The following is a 13,262-nucleotide window of genomic DNA, read 5'->3' on the forward strand; positions in this document are numbered from 1 at the left end:
ACTTACTTTTAAAAAATGTAGTCCCTGCATGCCCTTAACGCGCCAAGACGAATGTGTCTAAACTCTAGCGCAAGAAAGGGAATTGAGGCGGAAGTTAAATCTTTTCGCGCCTCATGAAGACGTAGCGCGAGTTGTTAAAACCAGGTCGATATCCAATAAAATATTTCACCATATTGATGCTTTTTGTTATGCAAATACAACCAATATGTTCATCTTGGGAAGCGCAGCCATACCAATTTCCATCAAAAAGCACGCTCCTCGAAGCCGAAAAGCGTGCAAGTGCAAGGAGTCTTGTAAGGAGGCTCTTAGAATTTTCCTCTTATTCCGAAGAATACACGCGGACCGTAAACATTCACCTCATAGAGGTCATCTTGTGTCCATTTGTATTGATTTTTTGGCTCGTCAAAGAGGTTGATCGCCTCAACAGATAGCCTGATATTATCATTCACTTTATAGGACGCTCTGGCTTCGAAGACACCTACATCTCCGACATAACGAATACGTGTGCTGTTGGAGGTGAAAGGCTGGAAATAATCGCTCCGGTATTTATAGATACCTTGGAGATCTAAGTCTCCAATCTGATAATAGAGCTGGGCTGAGAAAACATGTTTCGACAGGCCAGGGATACTGGCTGGCGCAACGATTCCTTCATTTGTTAAAACGAAGTCTCCATTCTCGTCTCTGAACCCAATATCGCCATATAAGCTATCTTCAAATTCAAAATCCGACTCTGCATAATTATAGCTGAGCTTAGTTCCCAACCCGCTTAGGAAACCAGGAAGGTATGAGAAGCGATGGGAAGCTGTAAGTTCAACACCGAAAAGCTGGCTGGTCTCTTGGTTGGACTGCGTCAAAGTCACAGGAACAGTAACGTCCCGCCCATCAATGACATAGTTTTCCGTAGACCGCGCAAACTCGAACCCGCCCTTAAAACGTTTGAAATAAGTACTGAGTGCAAAGATCGAGTCTGGGTTCGGATACCATTCTACCCCGACATCTAAATTCCAAGACGTTAGCGGCTGCGAGTTCGGGTTTCCGGATGCATTCACCCCCTGAATCAAACCGTCTATGGTCGTGATAGGGTCATCATCGTCTCCGTCATTCGTCGTAAACACACGGCTGAAATTCATATCCGCGGGGTCAGCGCGGGACAGGCCGCGGAATATGCCGGCACGGAAAAGAACCTCATCATTAATATCAACAATCATATTCGCGCTTGGAAGAATTTCCGTGTATCCGCCGCCGCCGACCACACGTTCTGCATCATTCTGTGAGGGGGTAATTTCTAACCCGCCATCCGTATTCGTTGAAATCGTGTAGCCTTGACGATAGCCGACAGAGTCAACCGATGTATCTACAACCCGGACCCCAAAATTACCGCGCCAAGGCAGGCCATCCAGTGTCGTATCATAGGTGGCCATGACATAACCCGCGAGCGTCTTCTCGGTTACATCTGTTGTGGAAGAAATTTCTTCCATCAAGTCGGGAATTTGGAAAGGTATTCCCGCGAACCCTAATACACCTTCCGCGATACAGTTTGGGTCAAAGGTCGCCCAAGAGTTTCTTTCACTTAAAACGGTGCCGTCGCTACCTACATTGGTCACGAGCGCACCCTCCCGAACAGAACTAAGGAAATTGTCCTCTGGGAAGCTTGTTTGGCAGCTAGAATTCAAATTTGCGATGACCGCATTGCCCGCATCAATTTGCGCTTGAATAGCGGCCGCCTCTTCCGGCGTATCGCCATCCCCTGCATCGTCGCCATCAGAATTTCGATCGTTTCGAATTTCAAATTCTAAACGACCCTGGCTATTATTTCCGCCGTCCAGCGCTAGATACTCCAACTCAGAATATCTCATACCTGCTTCAATGCTTTTGATAGCCCCGAAGTCAGCATCGTAAAGGAAATCCAGTCGGGCGGCTTTACTTGTATTTCTACGATCAAGGTCCTTATCAACCCGCACGCGGTACCGATCAATAAACATAGAGTGATCCGTCACATCAAATTCGTCATTGAACAAAGTATATTGCGGGACACCGGAATCGAGATCCCATTGAATAACCGGAGTCACATCCGATTGAGCCCGGAACTGAATGCCCTGCTCAGTTCGCTTTGTTTCAGAGAAGGAAACATCGGCCGACATGCTCAGGCGTTCTGTGACGTCATAAGCGACATTCAACCCGCCGCCGATATAGGTTTCTTCCCGCTCATAATTATCGCCCTGAACTTCGAGTGTGTTATCTGTCACAAAATTCGTAATGGCGCCAAGGTCCGTGAATTCAAGCTGATCAAATGTGCTGGTGTTTTCATTTCCCGGCAGATCGATATCCCGATCATTTCTCTTCTGACCGTTGAATGTCAGATTGTTTCGGGTTTCTGATTGGACACGCTTTGACCATTCCACGTCAAGATTGACATCCCAACGATCATTCGGCTGCCATTGTAGCGCCGAGAAAATAGCGTCGCGCTCGTCACGTGTATCGTTTTGGCGGTAATGTCGCTGTGACGGAACAACGGCAAAGGTTTCACCAGAATCGATTGCTACTCCGGTTTCAGGGTCGATAGCCGTATTATAACCGCCATTATTGCTGCTACCGGCCGGGTTATCCTCGCAATCATCATCTGTTGATGTGCTGTTCGAAAAGCCTTGGTTCTGAGTGCTGCCGACCAAACAGGCAAAAGAAGAACTCCCTGTGTTACTCGTAGATTGAATCTCCTGTTCGGGCTGCGAAATATCGCTACGCTGAACGCCTATGGAAAAACCAATATCGCCCCCATTTGCGAGTTCGAATTGGTCGACATAAGAGAGCGTGCCGCGATATCCGATATCCCCCGCGCGGGTATCCTCTTGGTTCAGCTGGTCAGGATTAACGTTACCTTTGAGGTCTACTTGGAAGCGTTGGTTGTCATAATCGAGCGGCTTGAGCGTTTCGATTTGTATCTGGCCCGCAACGCCGCCTTCAATTTGGCTGGCGTCTTGAGTCTTAAATACAGCCAGTTTGCTCATTAATTCCGAAGGAAATTGTGAGAAATTCACTGATCTGTCGCCAGAACCATTCGTCGCCTCACGACCATTGAAAACTGTCGAAGATAGATACGGCCCCAACCCCCGAATGGAAACTTCGGTCGCGCCGCCATTTTCGCGATGTGACGCGACGCCGGTAATTGTCTCAAGAGCTTCGCCGATTGACAAAGCCGGTAAATCGCCGATTTCAGACGCTGAGAGCCCGTCTACGATTTGATCCGAGTTGCGTTTTAGCGAAATGGAATCCTGAATGACTTGGCGAGTGCCCGTGGCGACCACTTCATCATCTACTAGGTCTTCATCCAAATAAGGGTCTTGCGCATAGGCAGCGCTCGCGACGCACAGCGTCGGCATCCCCACCCCCAAAAGCAATGATTTTTTAAAAAGGCCTGCCGTCAGACGGGCGAATACAGCTGCGCCAGAAGTTGATGAGTGCATATCGCAAATCCCCTATTCGATTATAAATTATATTATTACTTGGGTTTAATGAACCGACCCACATACGAGTGTCAACCCATTACAACTACCAATTAACCATATTTGGTATTACCAATTTGCTATCTTACTGGTATACCACATAATTTATCCGGTGAATGATTATCAAAAGTTGGAATCGAGCGTCATTTCGGAACGTTCCGAGTTCACATTGGTCGGTCTGTGTGAACGAAGCGTCCATATTTGATATGGGGCACCAAATTTTAACGAAGTTCTCCCCCCACCCTTTGCGGCGCCACGGTCGTAGAAAATCGCATGGACGTAACACGGGGGAGTTACATGACATCCCACGCAATTTCCGCCATACTGGAAACATGAAAGCACATTCCTTCCAGACGGTTTCCGATATTCGTATAGAAAATGGAGGCGCGTCGAAGCTCGACCAATATGTCGACGGACTTTGTTTGAACAAGCGTATCGCCGTTATCACGGATAAAGGCGTAGCTTCTCTTGGGTTAATGGATGCGGGCCTCGCCGCGCTCCAAGACGCCGGATATAAAGTCATGGTGTTCGATGAGGTTGTGGCCGACCCGCCCGAAGCCGTCGTCCTTAAAGGCGTTGAAGCCGTCAAAGAATTTCAGGCCGGCCTCGTCATTGGCTTTGGCGGCGGCAGCCCCATGGATACCGCCAAGGTCATTGCCTATATGGCGGCCCATGACCGCCCTATCCAAGAAGTGTATGGCGTCGGGAATGCAACAGGCAAACGGCTTCCACTCATGCTCATCCCAACCACATCAGGGACGGGATCAGAAGTTACCAATGTCGCTATTATTACGACAGGCGAGACCGAGAAAAGCGGCATTGTGGCAGACGCGCTTTATGCTGACCGGGTCTTGCTCGACAGCGCGCTCACGGTCGGCCTTCCGAAATCGATCACAGCAGCGACCGGGATTGACGCCATGGTTCACGCGATAGAGGCTTACACCTCTGTCAAACAAAAGAACCCGATTTCAGATGCTCTGGCCCTTACGGCTCTTGGCAAGCTTCGAAATTCAATTGTTCAAGCATGTAATCATCCGGACGATTTGGAGGCGCGGGAAACCATGCTTATTGGCGCTATGCTCGCGGGCCAGGCCTTTTCCAACGCCCCGGTCGGCGCGGTTCACGCCCTTGCCTACCCTCTCGGCGGATTCTTCCACGTCCCGCATGGCCTCTCCAATGCGCTCGTTCTGACCGAAGTCTTGAAATACAATCAGTCCAGAGCCGATGGATGGTATGGCGAAATCGCAGGGAGTCTTGGTCTTGGAACAAATAGCGGCGTGTTGATTGACGACCTTATTCGGATCAAAAACGAGACGGCCGTTCCCCTCACCCTGACTGAAGTCAATATTCCGGCGGACGCTATTCCGATAATGGCCGAAGATGCGATGACCAAAGACCGCGTTCTACAAAACAACCCACGCGCCATGACTTATGATGCCACGGTCAAAATTTATGAATCGATTTTATAATGCGCGCTCAACCTAACGCCCTAAAAGATTACACTCATTTTTTAGATATTCCGACACGTTGGTCAGACAATGACGTCTACGGCCATATAAATAACGCCGTGTATTATTTATATTTCGATACGGTCGTGAATGAGTACCTAATCCAAAAAGGCCTTCTTGATATTGAAACGTCAGACATCATTGGATTGGTGGTGAAAACAAATTGCGATTATTTCGCGCCCGCCGCTTTCCCGGATATTATCAAAGCCGGATTGCGCGTGGCAAATCTCGGCAATTCCAGCGTGACCTACGAGATTGGGTTATTCCGCAATGACGAGGAAGAGGCCTGTGCCCAAGGGCAGTTCACTCATGTCTATGTCGACAAGCGGTTCCGCCGCCCAGTGGAACTATCGGATAAAATGCGGGCGGCGCTAGAAATTCTCAAAAAGTAAATCGGTCTATCCGGTAAACTGCATCCCCATCCATTGGGCGATCAAAGCCGGTTTCTCGCCGCCTTCGATTTCCACAGTTACGTCATAAGTAATGAGCACTTGGCCGGGCCGTTTTTCTTCAACTGCCGCGACGACAAAACGTCCGCGAACCTTTGACCCGGACGGAACCGGGGCAAGAAAACGGACTTTATCAAAGCCGTAATTCACGCCCATTTTGACGCCTTCTAACGTGATGGAGGCTGTTTCCCCCATCTTCACGAGCATGGACAAGGTCAGAAATCCGTGAGCGACTGTCCCGCCGAAGGGCGTCATTTTCGCCATGTCCGGATTAATGTGAATGAACTGGTGATCTTCGGTCACATCCGCAAATTGATTGATGCGGTCCTGTTCAATCTTAAGCCAATCCGAAACACCGGATTCTTTGCCGACCATAGCTTTGGCTTCTTCAAGTGAGACTGTCTTCATTATATTCCCCGTTTCGGTTTTTTATTTTTATGATTTTAGAGCCGCAGCGCGCTTTAAGAGCTTTTCGCCCTGCATACCGCCCTGCGTCATTTCAACCATGTTATCTTCTGAAATGATCTTTGACCAGTTCGCCGCCACGTTTTCTGCCGTCTGCTCGCCGGGCGCAAAACTTACGCCGTCTGTTTCAAACACTTTCGTCGCCGCATAGCCGCCTGCGCCTGCCACCAGAATAGTCCGGTTCGGCGCATCGTCACAAACCAAATAAACAAGACCTTGGCTAACGCTTTCCACGTCCAGCATTGCCAGAATTTCCGGCGGCATCAGATCTTCGGTCATGCGCGTGGCCGCCACAGGAGACAGTGCATTAACCTTGATATTATATTTCGCGCCTTCGAGGCAGAGCGTTCGCATAAAGCCGGAAAGGCCCGCTTTAGCCGCGCCGTAATTGGACTGCCCGAAATTACCATACATGCCGGAGCTACTGGAGGTCATGGCGATACGGCCATATTCGCGTTCGCGCATATGCGCCCAGACGGCTTTGGTGCAAATCGCAGAGCCCATAACATGAACATCCAAAACAGAGCGGAAATCATCCATTGCCATTTTTGCAAAAGACTTATCCCGTAATATCCCCGCATTATTCACAAGGATATCCACATGGCCGAAGTGATCGATCGCTTCACCGACCATCGCTTCGACGTCTTCCTGATTAGTCACATTCGCGCCGTTCGCTATTGCATCGCCGCCCGCATCTTTAATTTCTTTGGCGACATTTTCCGCCATAGTCGCAGATGATCCGGAACCATCCACAGCCCCGCCCAAATCATTGACCACAATTTTAACGCCGCGTTTGGCCAGTGCCAAAGCATGGCTTTTGCCCAAACCGCCACCTGCACCAGTTACAATGGCAACGCGGTCTTTAAACTCAACTTCATTCATTTCGAATTCCTGTCTTTAGAGCTATGCAACTTCAAACAAACCGGCTGCGCCCATGCCGCCGCCGATACACATGGTCGAGACAACATATTTCGCACCGCGGCGTTTGCCTTCGATAAGCGCGTGAGCGACCATGCGGGCTCCGCTCATGCCGTAAGGATGACCGATTGAGATGGCGCCGCCATTGACGTTCATTTTTTCTGTCGGAATGCCGAGCTTCTTTTGGCAATAAAGAACCTGAACCGCGAAAGCCTCATTCAGCTCCCATAGATCGATATCTTCCATTTTGAGGCCAGTCTGCTGGAGCAGTTTCGGCACAGCATATACTGGCCCTATCCCCATTTCATCGGGCTCGAGACCCGCAACCGCCATACCGCGGTAGATACCGAGCGGAGAGAGGCCCCGGCGCTCAGCTTCTTTGCGTTCCATAAGAACAGAAACAGATGCCCCGTCAGAGAGCTGAGACGCATTCCCGGCGGTGATAGTTTTTTCGGGGCCGCGAACAGGCTTTAGCCCTTGAAGCCCTTCTAACGTCGTAGACGGACGATTTCCCTCATCCTTCTCAAGTTTTGTCTCGGATTTAGAGATTTCACCCGTTTCTTTATTCTTGACCATCATGGTCGAGGCAAGCGGGACAATCTCGTCGTCAAACTTTCCGGCTTCTTGCGCGGCGTGTGTGCGCTGCTGAGACAGAAGCGCATATTCGTCCATTTCGTCGCGCGTGACGCCATAGCGTTCTGCCACGATTTCGGCCGTATCAATCATCTGGATATAGGCTTGTGGATGCTTTTCCAAAACAGTGGGGTCGGGCGCAATCCGCATTTCGGGTGTCTGCACCATGGAAATGCTCTCCACACCGCCGCCGATTGTAATGGTCTGATTGTCGGCCATAATCTGTTTCGCGGCGACGCCAATCGCCATCATGCCAGAGGAACACTGACGGTCCAGGCTCATGCCCGGAACTGAAACGGGGAGATTAGAGGCGAGAACCGCATTGCGACCAATGGTGACCTGAACGCCCTGCTGCATAGCGCAGCCCATGATCACATCTTCGACTTCTGCGCCGTCGATTCCAGCGCGTTTAACGGCTTCATCAATGCAGTGACCCGCGAGGGTTGGAGACGGCGTCGCGTTGAAGGCGCCGCGATAGGCGCGCCCTATAGGAGTTCTGGCGGTAGAAATGAGGACGGCTTCACGCATAATTTTTCCAATCTGTGTTTGCAATGTCTTATGGGCGCTTCCCCACGCCCTCTCAACCTCTTTGTAACGTTAGGGATTGAGATGTCCACGGCCCCAAAAATGAACGGACCTCAACCATTTGTGAAGGTGCAAAAAAGGCCTGACGACCCTTTATTTTTGAACGCAAATACGGTCTAAGGAGGCAAATTCAATCAAGAATGAATAGAGGAAAGGTTCTCTCATGACTGAGGCTTATATTTATGACGCGGTCCGCACACCGCGCGGCAAAGGAAAATCCGACGGCAGCCTGCACGAAATCACGGCGCTTAATTTGTCTGTTCAGGTTCTCCAAGCCCTGCGTGACCGGAATAATATCGATACGGCCGAAGTTGAAGATGTCGCTTTTGGCTGCGTCTCACCGGTTGGCGAGCAAGGCGCGGTCATCACGCGGACGGCCGTGATGAATGCAGGCTACGCCCAAACAACTGGCGGCATTCAGGTCAATCGTTTCTGTGCCTCAGGCCTCGAAGCTTCAAATATCGCGGCGGCGAAAGTCATGTCGGGCGAATGCGACCTGACTATTGGCGGCGGCGTCGAGAGCATGTCTCGTGTCCCTATGGGCTCTGACGGCGGCGCTTGGCCATCCGACCCCGCCTCTGCCTTTCACAACTATTTCGTGCCGCAAGGCGTCTCAGCTGACTTAATCGCCACAAAATACGGGTTCTCCCGCGACGATGTAGATGCCTATGCCGTCGAAAGCCATAAACGGGCGAAGAAAGCCTGGGATGAAGGCCGATTCAAAAAATCGATTATGCCTGTCAAAGACGTCATGGGCGTCAATGTTCTTGACCATGATGAAACTATCCGTCCTGAAACAGATATGCAAAGCCTTGGCGCTCTGAACCCGTCCTTCAAAATGATGGGTGAAAATTTCGGCTTTAACGGCGTCGCTATTCAAAAATACCCTGAGGTTGAGAAAATCAACCATGTGCATCACGCCGGTAACTCTTCCGGTATCGTTGACGGCGCCGCTGGCCTGTTAATCGGCAACAAGGAAGTCGGTGAACGTCTCGGCCTGAAACCACGCGCGCGCATCCGCTCAATGGCGTCTATTGGCTCAGATCCAACCATTATGCTTACCGGTCCGGAATTTGCGGCTAAAAAAGCGCTGAAACGCGCCGGCATGAATGTGAATGACATTGACCTTTATGAACTGAACGAAGCTTTCGCCGCTGTTGTCCTGCGCTTCATGCAAGCCCTCGACATCGACCATAAAGATATCAACGTTAATGGCGGCGCAATTGCCATGGGCCACCCTCTCGGGGCGACAGGCGCCATGATCCTCGGCACGATGGTGGATGAGCTTGAACGGGCTGACAAAGAAACTTCTCTCGTCACGCTCTGTATCGGCGGCGGTATGGGAACAGCCACAATTATCGAGCGCGTTTAATCGCAGCTGACGAAAGGATAAAATTATGAGTGATTACAAAACAATTTCTATGGATCTGGACTCCGACGGAATCCTGACACTGACAATTGATGTGCCAAACCAAGGCATGAATGTCTGGGACGAACATTTGATGTCCGAATTCCCTGACTTCGTAGAACGCCTACTCACAGATGACGATGTCAAAGGCGCCGTTATCTGCTCAGGCCGCGAAAATGCCTTTATGGCTGGCGCGGACCTTCGCATGCTGGAGCAAAATTCCGGGGAGTTGAACAAAGACTCCTTTGAACAAGGCATGACGCTTAATCGCCTATTCCGCCGGATGGAAACGGGCGGACATACCGTCCGCCAGATGCAACGTGAAGGCAAAAAAGCCAAACCTGTGGCTGTGGCTGTCGAAGGCCTTGCGCTTGGCGGCGGACTGGAACTCGTCCTCGCCTGTCACCACCGCGTCGTCGCAGACAACCCAAAAATCAAGCTTGGCCTTCCCGAAGTGCTTGTCGGTCTTCTCCCGGGCGGCGGCGGAACCCAGCGTACCCCTCGCCTCGTAGGTCTGCAAAATGCAGCGATGATGTGCACACAAGGCAAAAATCTCGACCCGAAAAAAGCTTTGGCTCAAGGTCTTATCAATGAGGTCGTTGAGCCCGGCAAAACGGTTGAGGCCGCGAAAGCCTGGGTCAAGGATAACGCGAAAGGCGTGCTCCAACCTTGGGACGTCAAAGGCTTTAAAGTGCCTGGCGGCGCAGGCTCTATGAACCCGAAAGCGGTTCAGTTCTTTGTCGCGGCCAATGCCATGGCGCTGAAAGAAAGTAAGAATAACTATCCGGCCATTAAAGCCATCATGTCTTGCCTCTATGAGGGCACGGCGGTTCCAATGGACACGGCAATCGCTATTGAAGTGAAATACTTCTGCAAGCTCTTGGCCGATCCTGTTGCCAAAAACATGATCCGCACTTTGTTTGTAAACAAGCAAGCGGCTGAGAAAGGTGCGCAGCGCCCAGAAGGCATCCCCACCGTTGAAATCAAAAAAGTTGGTGTCTTGGGCGCAGGCCTGATGGGGTCGGGCATCGCTCATGTGACCGCCAAGGCTGGCATGGAAGTAATCTCTCTGGACCGCTCTATGGAAGAGGCGGAGAAATCTGTCGCCTATACGAAAAAGATTTTGGACAAGAGCGTTTCTCGCGGTCGGATGACGCAGGAAAAGGCCGACGCCTTCCTCGCCCGGATAACGCCAACAGATAATTACGACGACCTGAAAGACGTCGATCTGATTATCGAAGCGGTTTTTGAACGACCGGACGTCAAAGCCGATGTCATTAAAAAGACAGAGGCGGTGATTGGAAAAGACGTTGTTTTCGCGTCTAACACTTCCACGCTTCCTATTGGCGGATTGGCCAAGAACTCTTCCCGTCCGGATCAGTTTATAGGAATGCATTTCTTCTCACCTGTCGAGAAAATGCCGCTCTTGGAAATCATCCCGCATGAGGGCACAGGCGATCTCGCTTTGGCCGCCGCGTTTGATTATAATAAGAAAATCCGCAAAACGCCTATCGTTGTGAAAGACGTACGCGGATTCTTTACCAACCGCGTCTTCCCGCCTTATGCGAATGAAGCCAGTCTGATGGTCACAGAAGGCATCAGCATGGCGCTTATCGAGAATTGCGCTGCGAACCTTGGTTTGCCAATTGGCCCGCTCGCCGTCTCCGACGATACGACGCAAAAGCTCGGTTACGACATCATGACCTCCACCCGCGAGGAAATGGGTGATGATTATGTGCCGTCTGGAACCGAAGAGTTCATGGATAATATGGTCAATAAATGGGACCGCGCAGGTCGCCGTTTCGGGGCCGGATTCTATAACTACGACAAAGACGGCAAACGTCTGGGACTGTGGGAAGGCATGACCGACCACTACCCACTGAAGGAAGAGCAACCCTCGCCCGAAGAAGTTATGGAACGGCTTTTATATGCTCAACTCATCCCGACTGCGAATTGCTATGCTGAAGGCGTAGTTCCGGATCCGCAAAGCGCTGATCTCGGCGCTATCTTTGGGTGGGGCTTCCCGCCTTATACCGGCGGGCCGCTTTCCTATATCGACACAATCGGTTTAGAAGCATTTGTGACTACGGCCGATAATTTGGCGCAGCGTCACGGCGCGCGTTTCACGCCGCCGCAAATGTTCCGCGACAAGGCAAAGGCAGGCGAAACGATTTATGAGAAGAAATCGAAAAGCGGTAAAAAAGCCGCATAAATCAGTTTCCCTCTAAAGTAAAAGCGCTCCGGTTTGGAGCGCTTTTTTTTGCCTAAATTTACAAGATTAAAGTTTAAGGCAGAGGCACTTCTTCTTCAAAATTCCTATATCGCCCTAAGGTGAGCAGAATAGTCGCGCCTAAGATAAACCCAATCATCGAATAGGTTAGAACAGAATTATAATTTGGGGCATCACCTTTAATGGCGTTGAAAATTGCTCCCGCTGTTCCGGATCCGATCCCGAATGCCGCATAGACGAAACTATAAATCCGACCGTAAGCTTTCATTCCTAAGTAGCGAGAGACAAGAAATGCCATTAAGTCAAACTCAACGCCTGCCGCAACGCCAACAAGTATTATAGCGAGTGAATTGTAGCCTTGCGACATATCCTGCATTAATATCCAGCACCCAATCGCAGGCACACCCATGAAAATAAAGGCCACTAATGGGGCCCAAACATAATCCACGACGAGCCCGCCAAGCAGGCGTCCCACTACAACGGAGAACCCAATAAGGCCTAAACCCGCAAAACCCGAGGAGGCCAGTTGTGGGCTATACCCTTTATCCAGAAGAATATTTATGACGTTGATGATAATCCCGGAGACGCAAGCCCCGAGTAAAAGAAACGAAACTAGAATAACCCAAAAACGATAATCCCGAACGGTTTGTTTCAAAGTCAGTCCGGGCAGCGGCGAAGCATCACCAGGTTTTTCTCTAATGGTTTCAAAAGCAATGAATCCTAAAAGGAACACCGTCATTAGGACGGCGGCCCAGACAACGCCAACGGCTTCCAAGGATCCGGCGATCAAAGCCCAAACGCCAATGATCATTATGATTGGAACAATCCAATTCTTCGAATTTTTGTTACTTGTCTCGCGCGCTGCAATCGCAGCTTCTTCTTTTTTGTCCCGGAAAAGCCAAAACGCCAAAGGTAAAGAGAGCAAAAGCGGCAGGGAGCCGACAACGAAATAGGCCATTCGCCAATCCATGACATCTATCACAGAGCGTATAAAAGGCGGGGCTAAAAACCCAAAAACGCCGGTCCCCGTCAAAGCAAGACCCAGGGCCAACCCCCGGCTCTTGTCGAAATTATTTACGATTGCCTTTGACCAGGTCAGTGGCAAGGTCCCCGACCCAAACACGGCGGCTAGATAAAAAATAGTATAGAAAACAAGAGGGTTTTCATTGGTTAAACCCAGCGCCGCCGTTCCCAATCCCAGCATAATAATAGCCGGAATTAAAACACGGCGCGCGCCATATTTATCGGTCAGACTTCCAGCCAAGGGGGCGCCTACCAGAACGCCCGCCGTCATAAAGATAAAGGCCGAAGTCGTCGTAACCCGGTCCCATCCGAACACTTTCCCTAGCTCAGGGGATATTGTGATTGTGGCGTAATAGGGAAGCGGAGAGAGGCAGAGACCAATCCCCACAAAACTGGCCAGAACAATGGGCCATCCGACGGCCCACTCCCTCACCCAGTTATGCCAAGCCGAAGGTGCGGTAGCGCTTTGAGAAATCTCAGTCATTGTCGTCCCTGTCCTCTTATACTTTCCACATAGCCTTGATACGCCTCGCTAGGGAAGCT

Annotated in this window: 9 protein-coding genes; 4 read left to right on the forward strand and 5 right to left on the reverse strand. The window is 50.7% G+C overall.

Annotation, left to right across the window (positions count from 1 at the left end):
- Positions 1–305 precede the first annotated feature (305 nt).
- Positions 306–3,461 (reverse strand): TonB-dependent receptor, encoded by a 3,156-nt coding sequence (locus ACNA05_RS01350; RefSeq protein WP_415809571.1) that lies wholly within the window; start codon positions 3,459–3,461, stop codon positions 306–308.
- A 371-nt stretch (positions 3,462–3,832) separates the two neighbouring features.
- On the opposite strand from ACNA05_RS01350, the gene ACNA05_RS01355 reads away from it, so the two are divergent.
- Together ACNA05_RS01355 and ACNA05_RS01360 are read left to right on the forward strand one after the other, a co-directional pair.
- Positions 3,833–4,969, forward strand: coding sequence for an iron-containing alcohol dehydrogenase (locus ACNA05_RS01355; protein ID WP_415809572.1), 1,137 nt, complete (start codon positions 3,833–3,835; stop codon positions 4,967–4,969).
- Positions 4,969–5,400, forward strand: coding sequence for an acyl-CoA thioesterase (locus tag ACNA05_RS01360; RefSeq protein ID WP_415809573.1), 432 nt, complete (start codon positions 4,969–4,971; stop codon positions 5,398–5,400). The genes ACNA05_RS01355 and ACNA05_RS01360 overlap by 1 nt, the downstream gene beginning before the upstream one ends.
- A gap of 6 nt (positions 5,401–5,406) precedes the next feature.
- Here the strand turns inward: ACNA05_RS01360 and ACNA05_RS01365 are convergent, their stop codons facing one another.
- Genes ACNA05_RS01365 through ACNA05_RS01375 form a run of 3 tightly spaced genes read right to left on the reverse strand, consistent with a single transcriptional unit; the run spans position 5,407 to position 8,001 of the window.
- On the reverse strand, positions 5,407–5,865 hold the full coding sequence (locus ACNA05_RS01365) for a MaoC family dehydratase (RefSeq protein WP_415809574.1): 459 nt from the start codon (positions 5,863–5,865) through the stop codon (positions 5,407–5,409).
- Between the two features lie 27 nt (positions 5,866–5,892).
- Positions 5,893–6,804 carry an SDR family NAD(P)-dependent oxidoreductase gene (locus tag ACNA05_RS01370; protein WP_415809575.1) on the reverse strand — a complete coding sequence of 304 codons (912 nt, stop codon included), beginning with the start codon at positions 6,802–6,804 and terminating at the stop codon, positions 5,893–5,895.
- 21 nt (positions 6,805–6,825) lie between these two features.
- Complete coding sequence (locus ACNA05_RS01375; protein ID WP_415809576.1) at positions 6,826–8,001, reverse strand: acetyl-CoA C-acyltransferase; 1,176 nt, start codon at positions 7,999–8,001, stop codon at positions 6,826–6,828.
- 220 nt (positions 8,002–8,221) lie between these two features.
- Between ACNA05_RS01375 and ACNA05_RS01380 the strand changes: the two genes are divergently transcribed.
- Both ACNA05_RS01380 and ACNA05_RS01385 read left to right on the forward strand, forming a co-directional pair.
- A complete protein-coding gene (locus ACNA05_RS01380) occupies positions 8,222–9,430 on the forward strand; it encodes an acetyl-CoA C-acetyltransferase (RefSeq protein WP_415809577.1) in 1,209 nt (402 codons plus the stop codon).
- 25 nt (positions 9,431–9,455) lie between these two features.
- Positions 9,456–11,678 carry a 3-hydroxyacyl-CoA dehydrogenase NAD-binding domain-containing protein gene (locus ACNA05_RS01385; protein WP_415809578.1) on the forward strand — a complete coding sequence of 741 codons (2,223 nt, stop codon included), beginning with the start codon at positions 9,456–9,458 and terminating at the stop codon, positions 11,676–11,678.
- Positions 11,679–11,751: 73 nt separating this feature from the next.
- On the opposite strand, the gene ACNA05_RS01390 is transcribed toward ACNA05_RS01385, so the two are convergent.
- The gene (locus ACNA05_RS01390) at positions 11,752–13,203 is read right to left on the reverse strand and encodes an MFS transporter (RefSeq protein WP_415809579.1); all 1,452 of its coding nucleotides are present in this window, start codon (positions 13,201–13,203) and stop codon (positions 11,752–11,754) included.
- Between the last annotated feature and the right edge of the window lie 59 nt (positions 13,204–13,262).

Origin of the sequence: Litorimonas haliclonae (assembly GCF_965138505.1) — a bacterium.
GTDB classification, from domain to species: domain Bacteria; phylum Pseudomonadota; class Alphaproteobacteria; order Caulobacterales; family Maricaulaceae; genus Litorimonas; species Litorimonas haliclonae.

Bases quoted from the DNA above. Each gene is read 5' to 3' on its own strand.
- ACNA05_RS01350 (WP_415809571.1), bottom strand. From the start codon at position 3,461: ATGCACTCATCAACTTCTGGCGCAGCTGTATTCGCCCGTCTGACGGCA.
- ACNA05_RS01355 (WP_415809572.1), top strand. From the start codon at position 3,833: ATGAAAGCACATTCCTTCCAGACGGTTTCCGATATTCGTATAGAAAAT.
- ACNA05_RS01360 (WP_415809573.1), top strand. From the start codon at position 4,969: ATGCGCGCTCAACCTAACGCCCTAAAAGATTACACTCATTTTTTAGAT.
- ACNA05_RS01365 (WP_415809574.1), bottom strand. From the start codon at position 5,865: ATGAAGACAGTCTCACTTGAAGAAGCCAAAGCTATGGTCGGCAAAGAA.
- ACNA05_RS01370 (WP_415809575.1), bottom strand. From the start codon at position 6,804: ATGAATGAAGTTGAGTTTAAAGACCGCGTTGCCATTGTAACTGGTGCA.
- ACNA05_RS01375 (WP_415809576.1), bottom strand. From the start codon at position 8,001: ATGCGTGAAGCCGTCCTCATTTCTACCGCCAGAACTCCTATAGGGCGC.
- ACNA05_RS01380 (WP_415809577.1), top strand. From the start codon at position 8,222: ATGACTGAGGCTTATATTTATGACGCGGTCCGCACACCGCGCGGCAAA.
- ACNA05_RS01385 (WP_415809578.1), top strand. From the start codon at position 9,456: ATGAGTGATTACAAAACAATTTCTATGGATCTGGACTCCGACGGAATC.
- ACNA05_RS01390 (WP_415809579.1), bottom strand. From the start codon at position 13,203: ATGACTGAGATTTCTCAAAGCGCTACCGCACCTTCGGCTTGGCATAAC.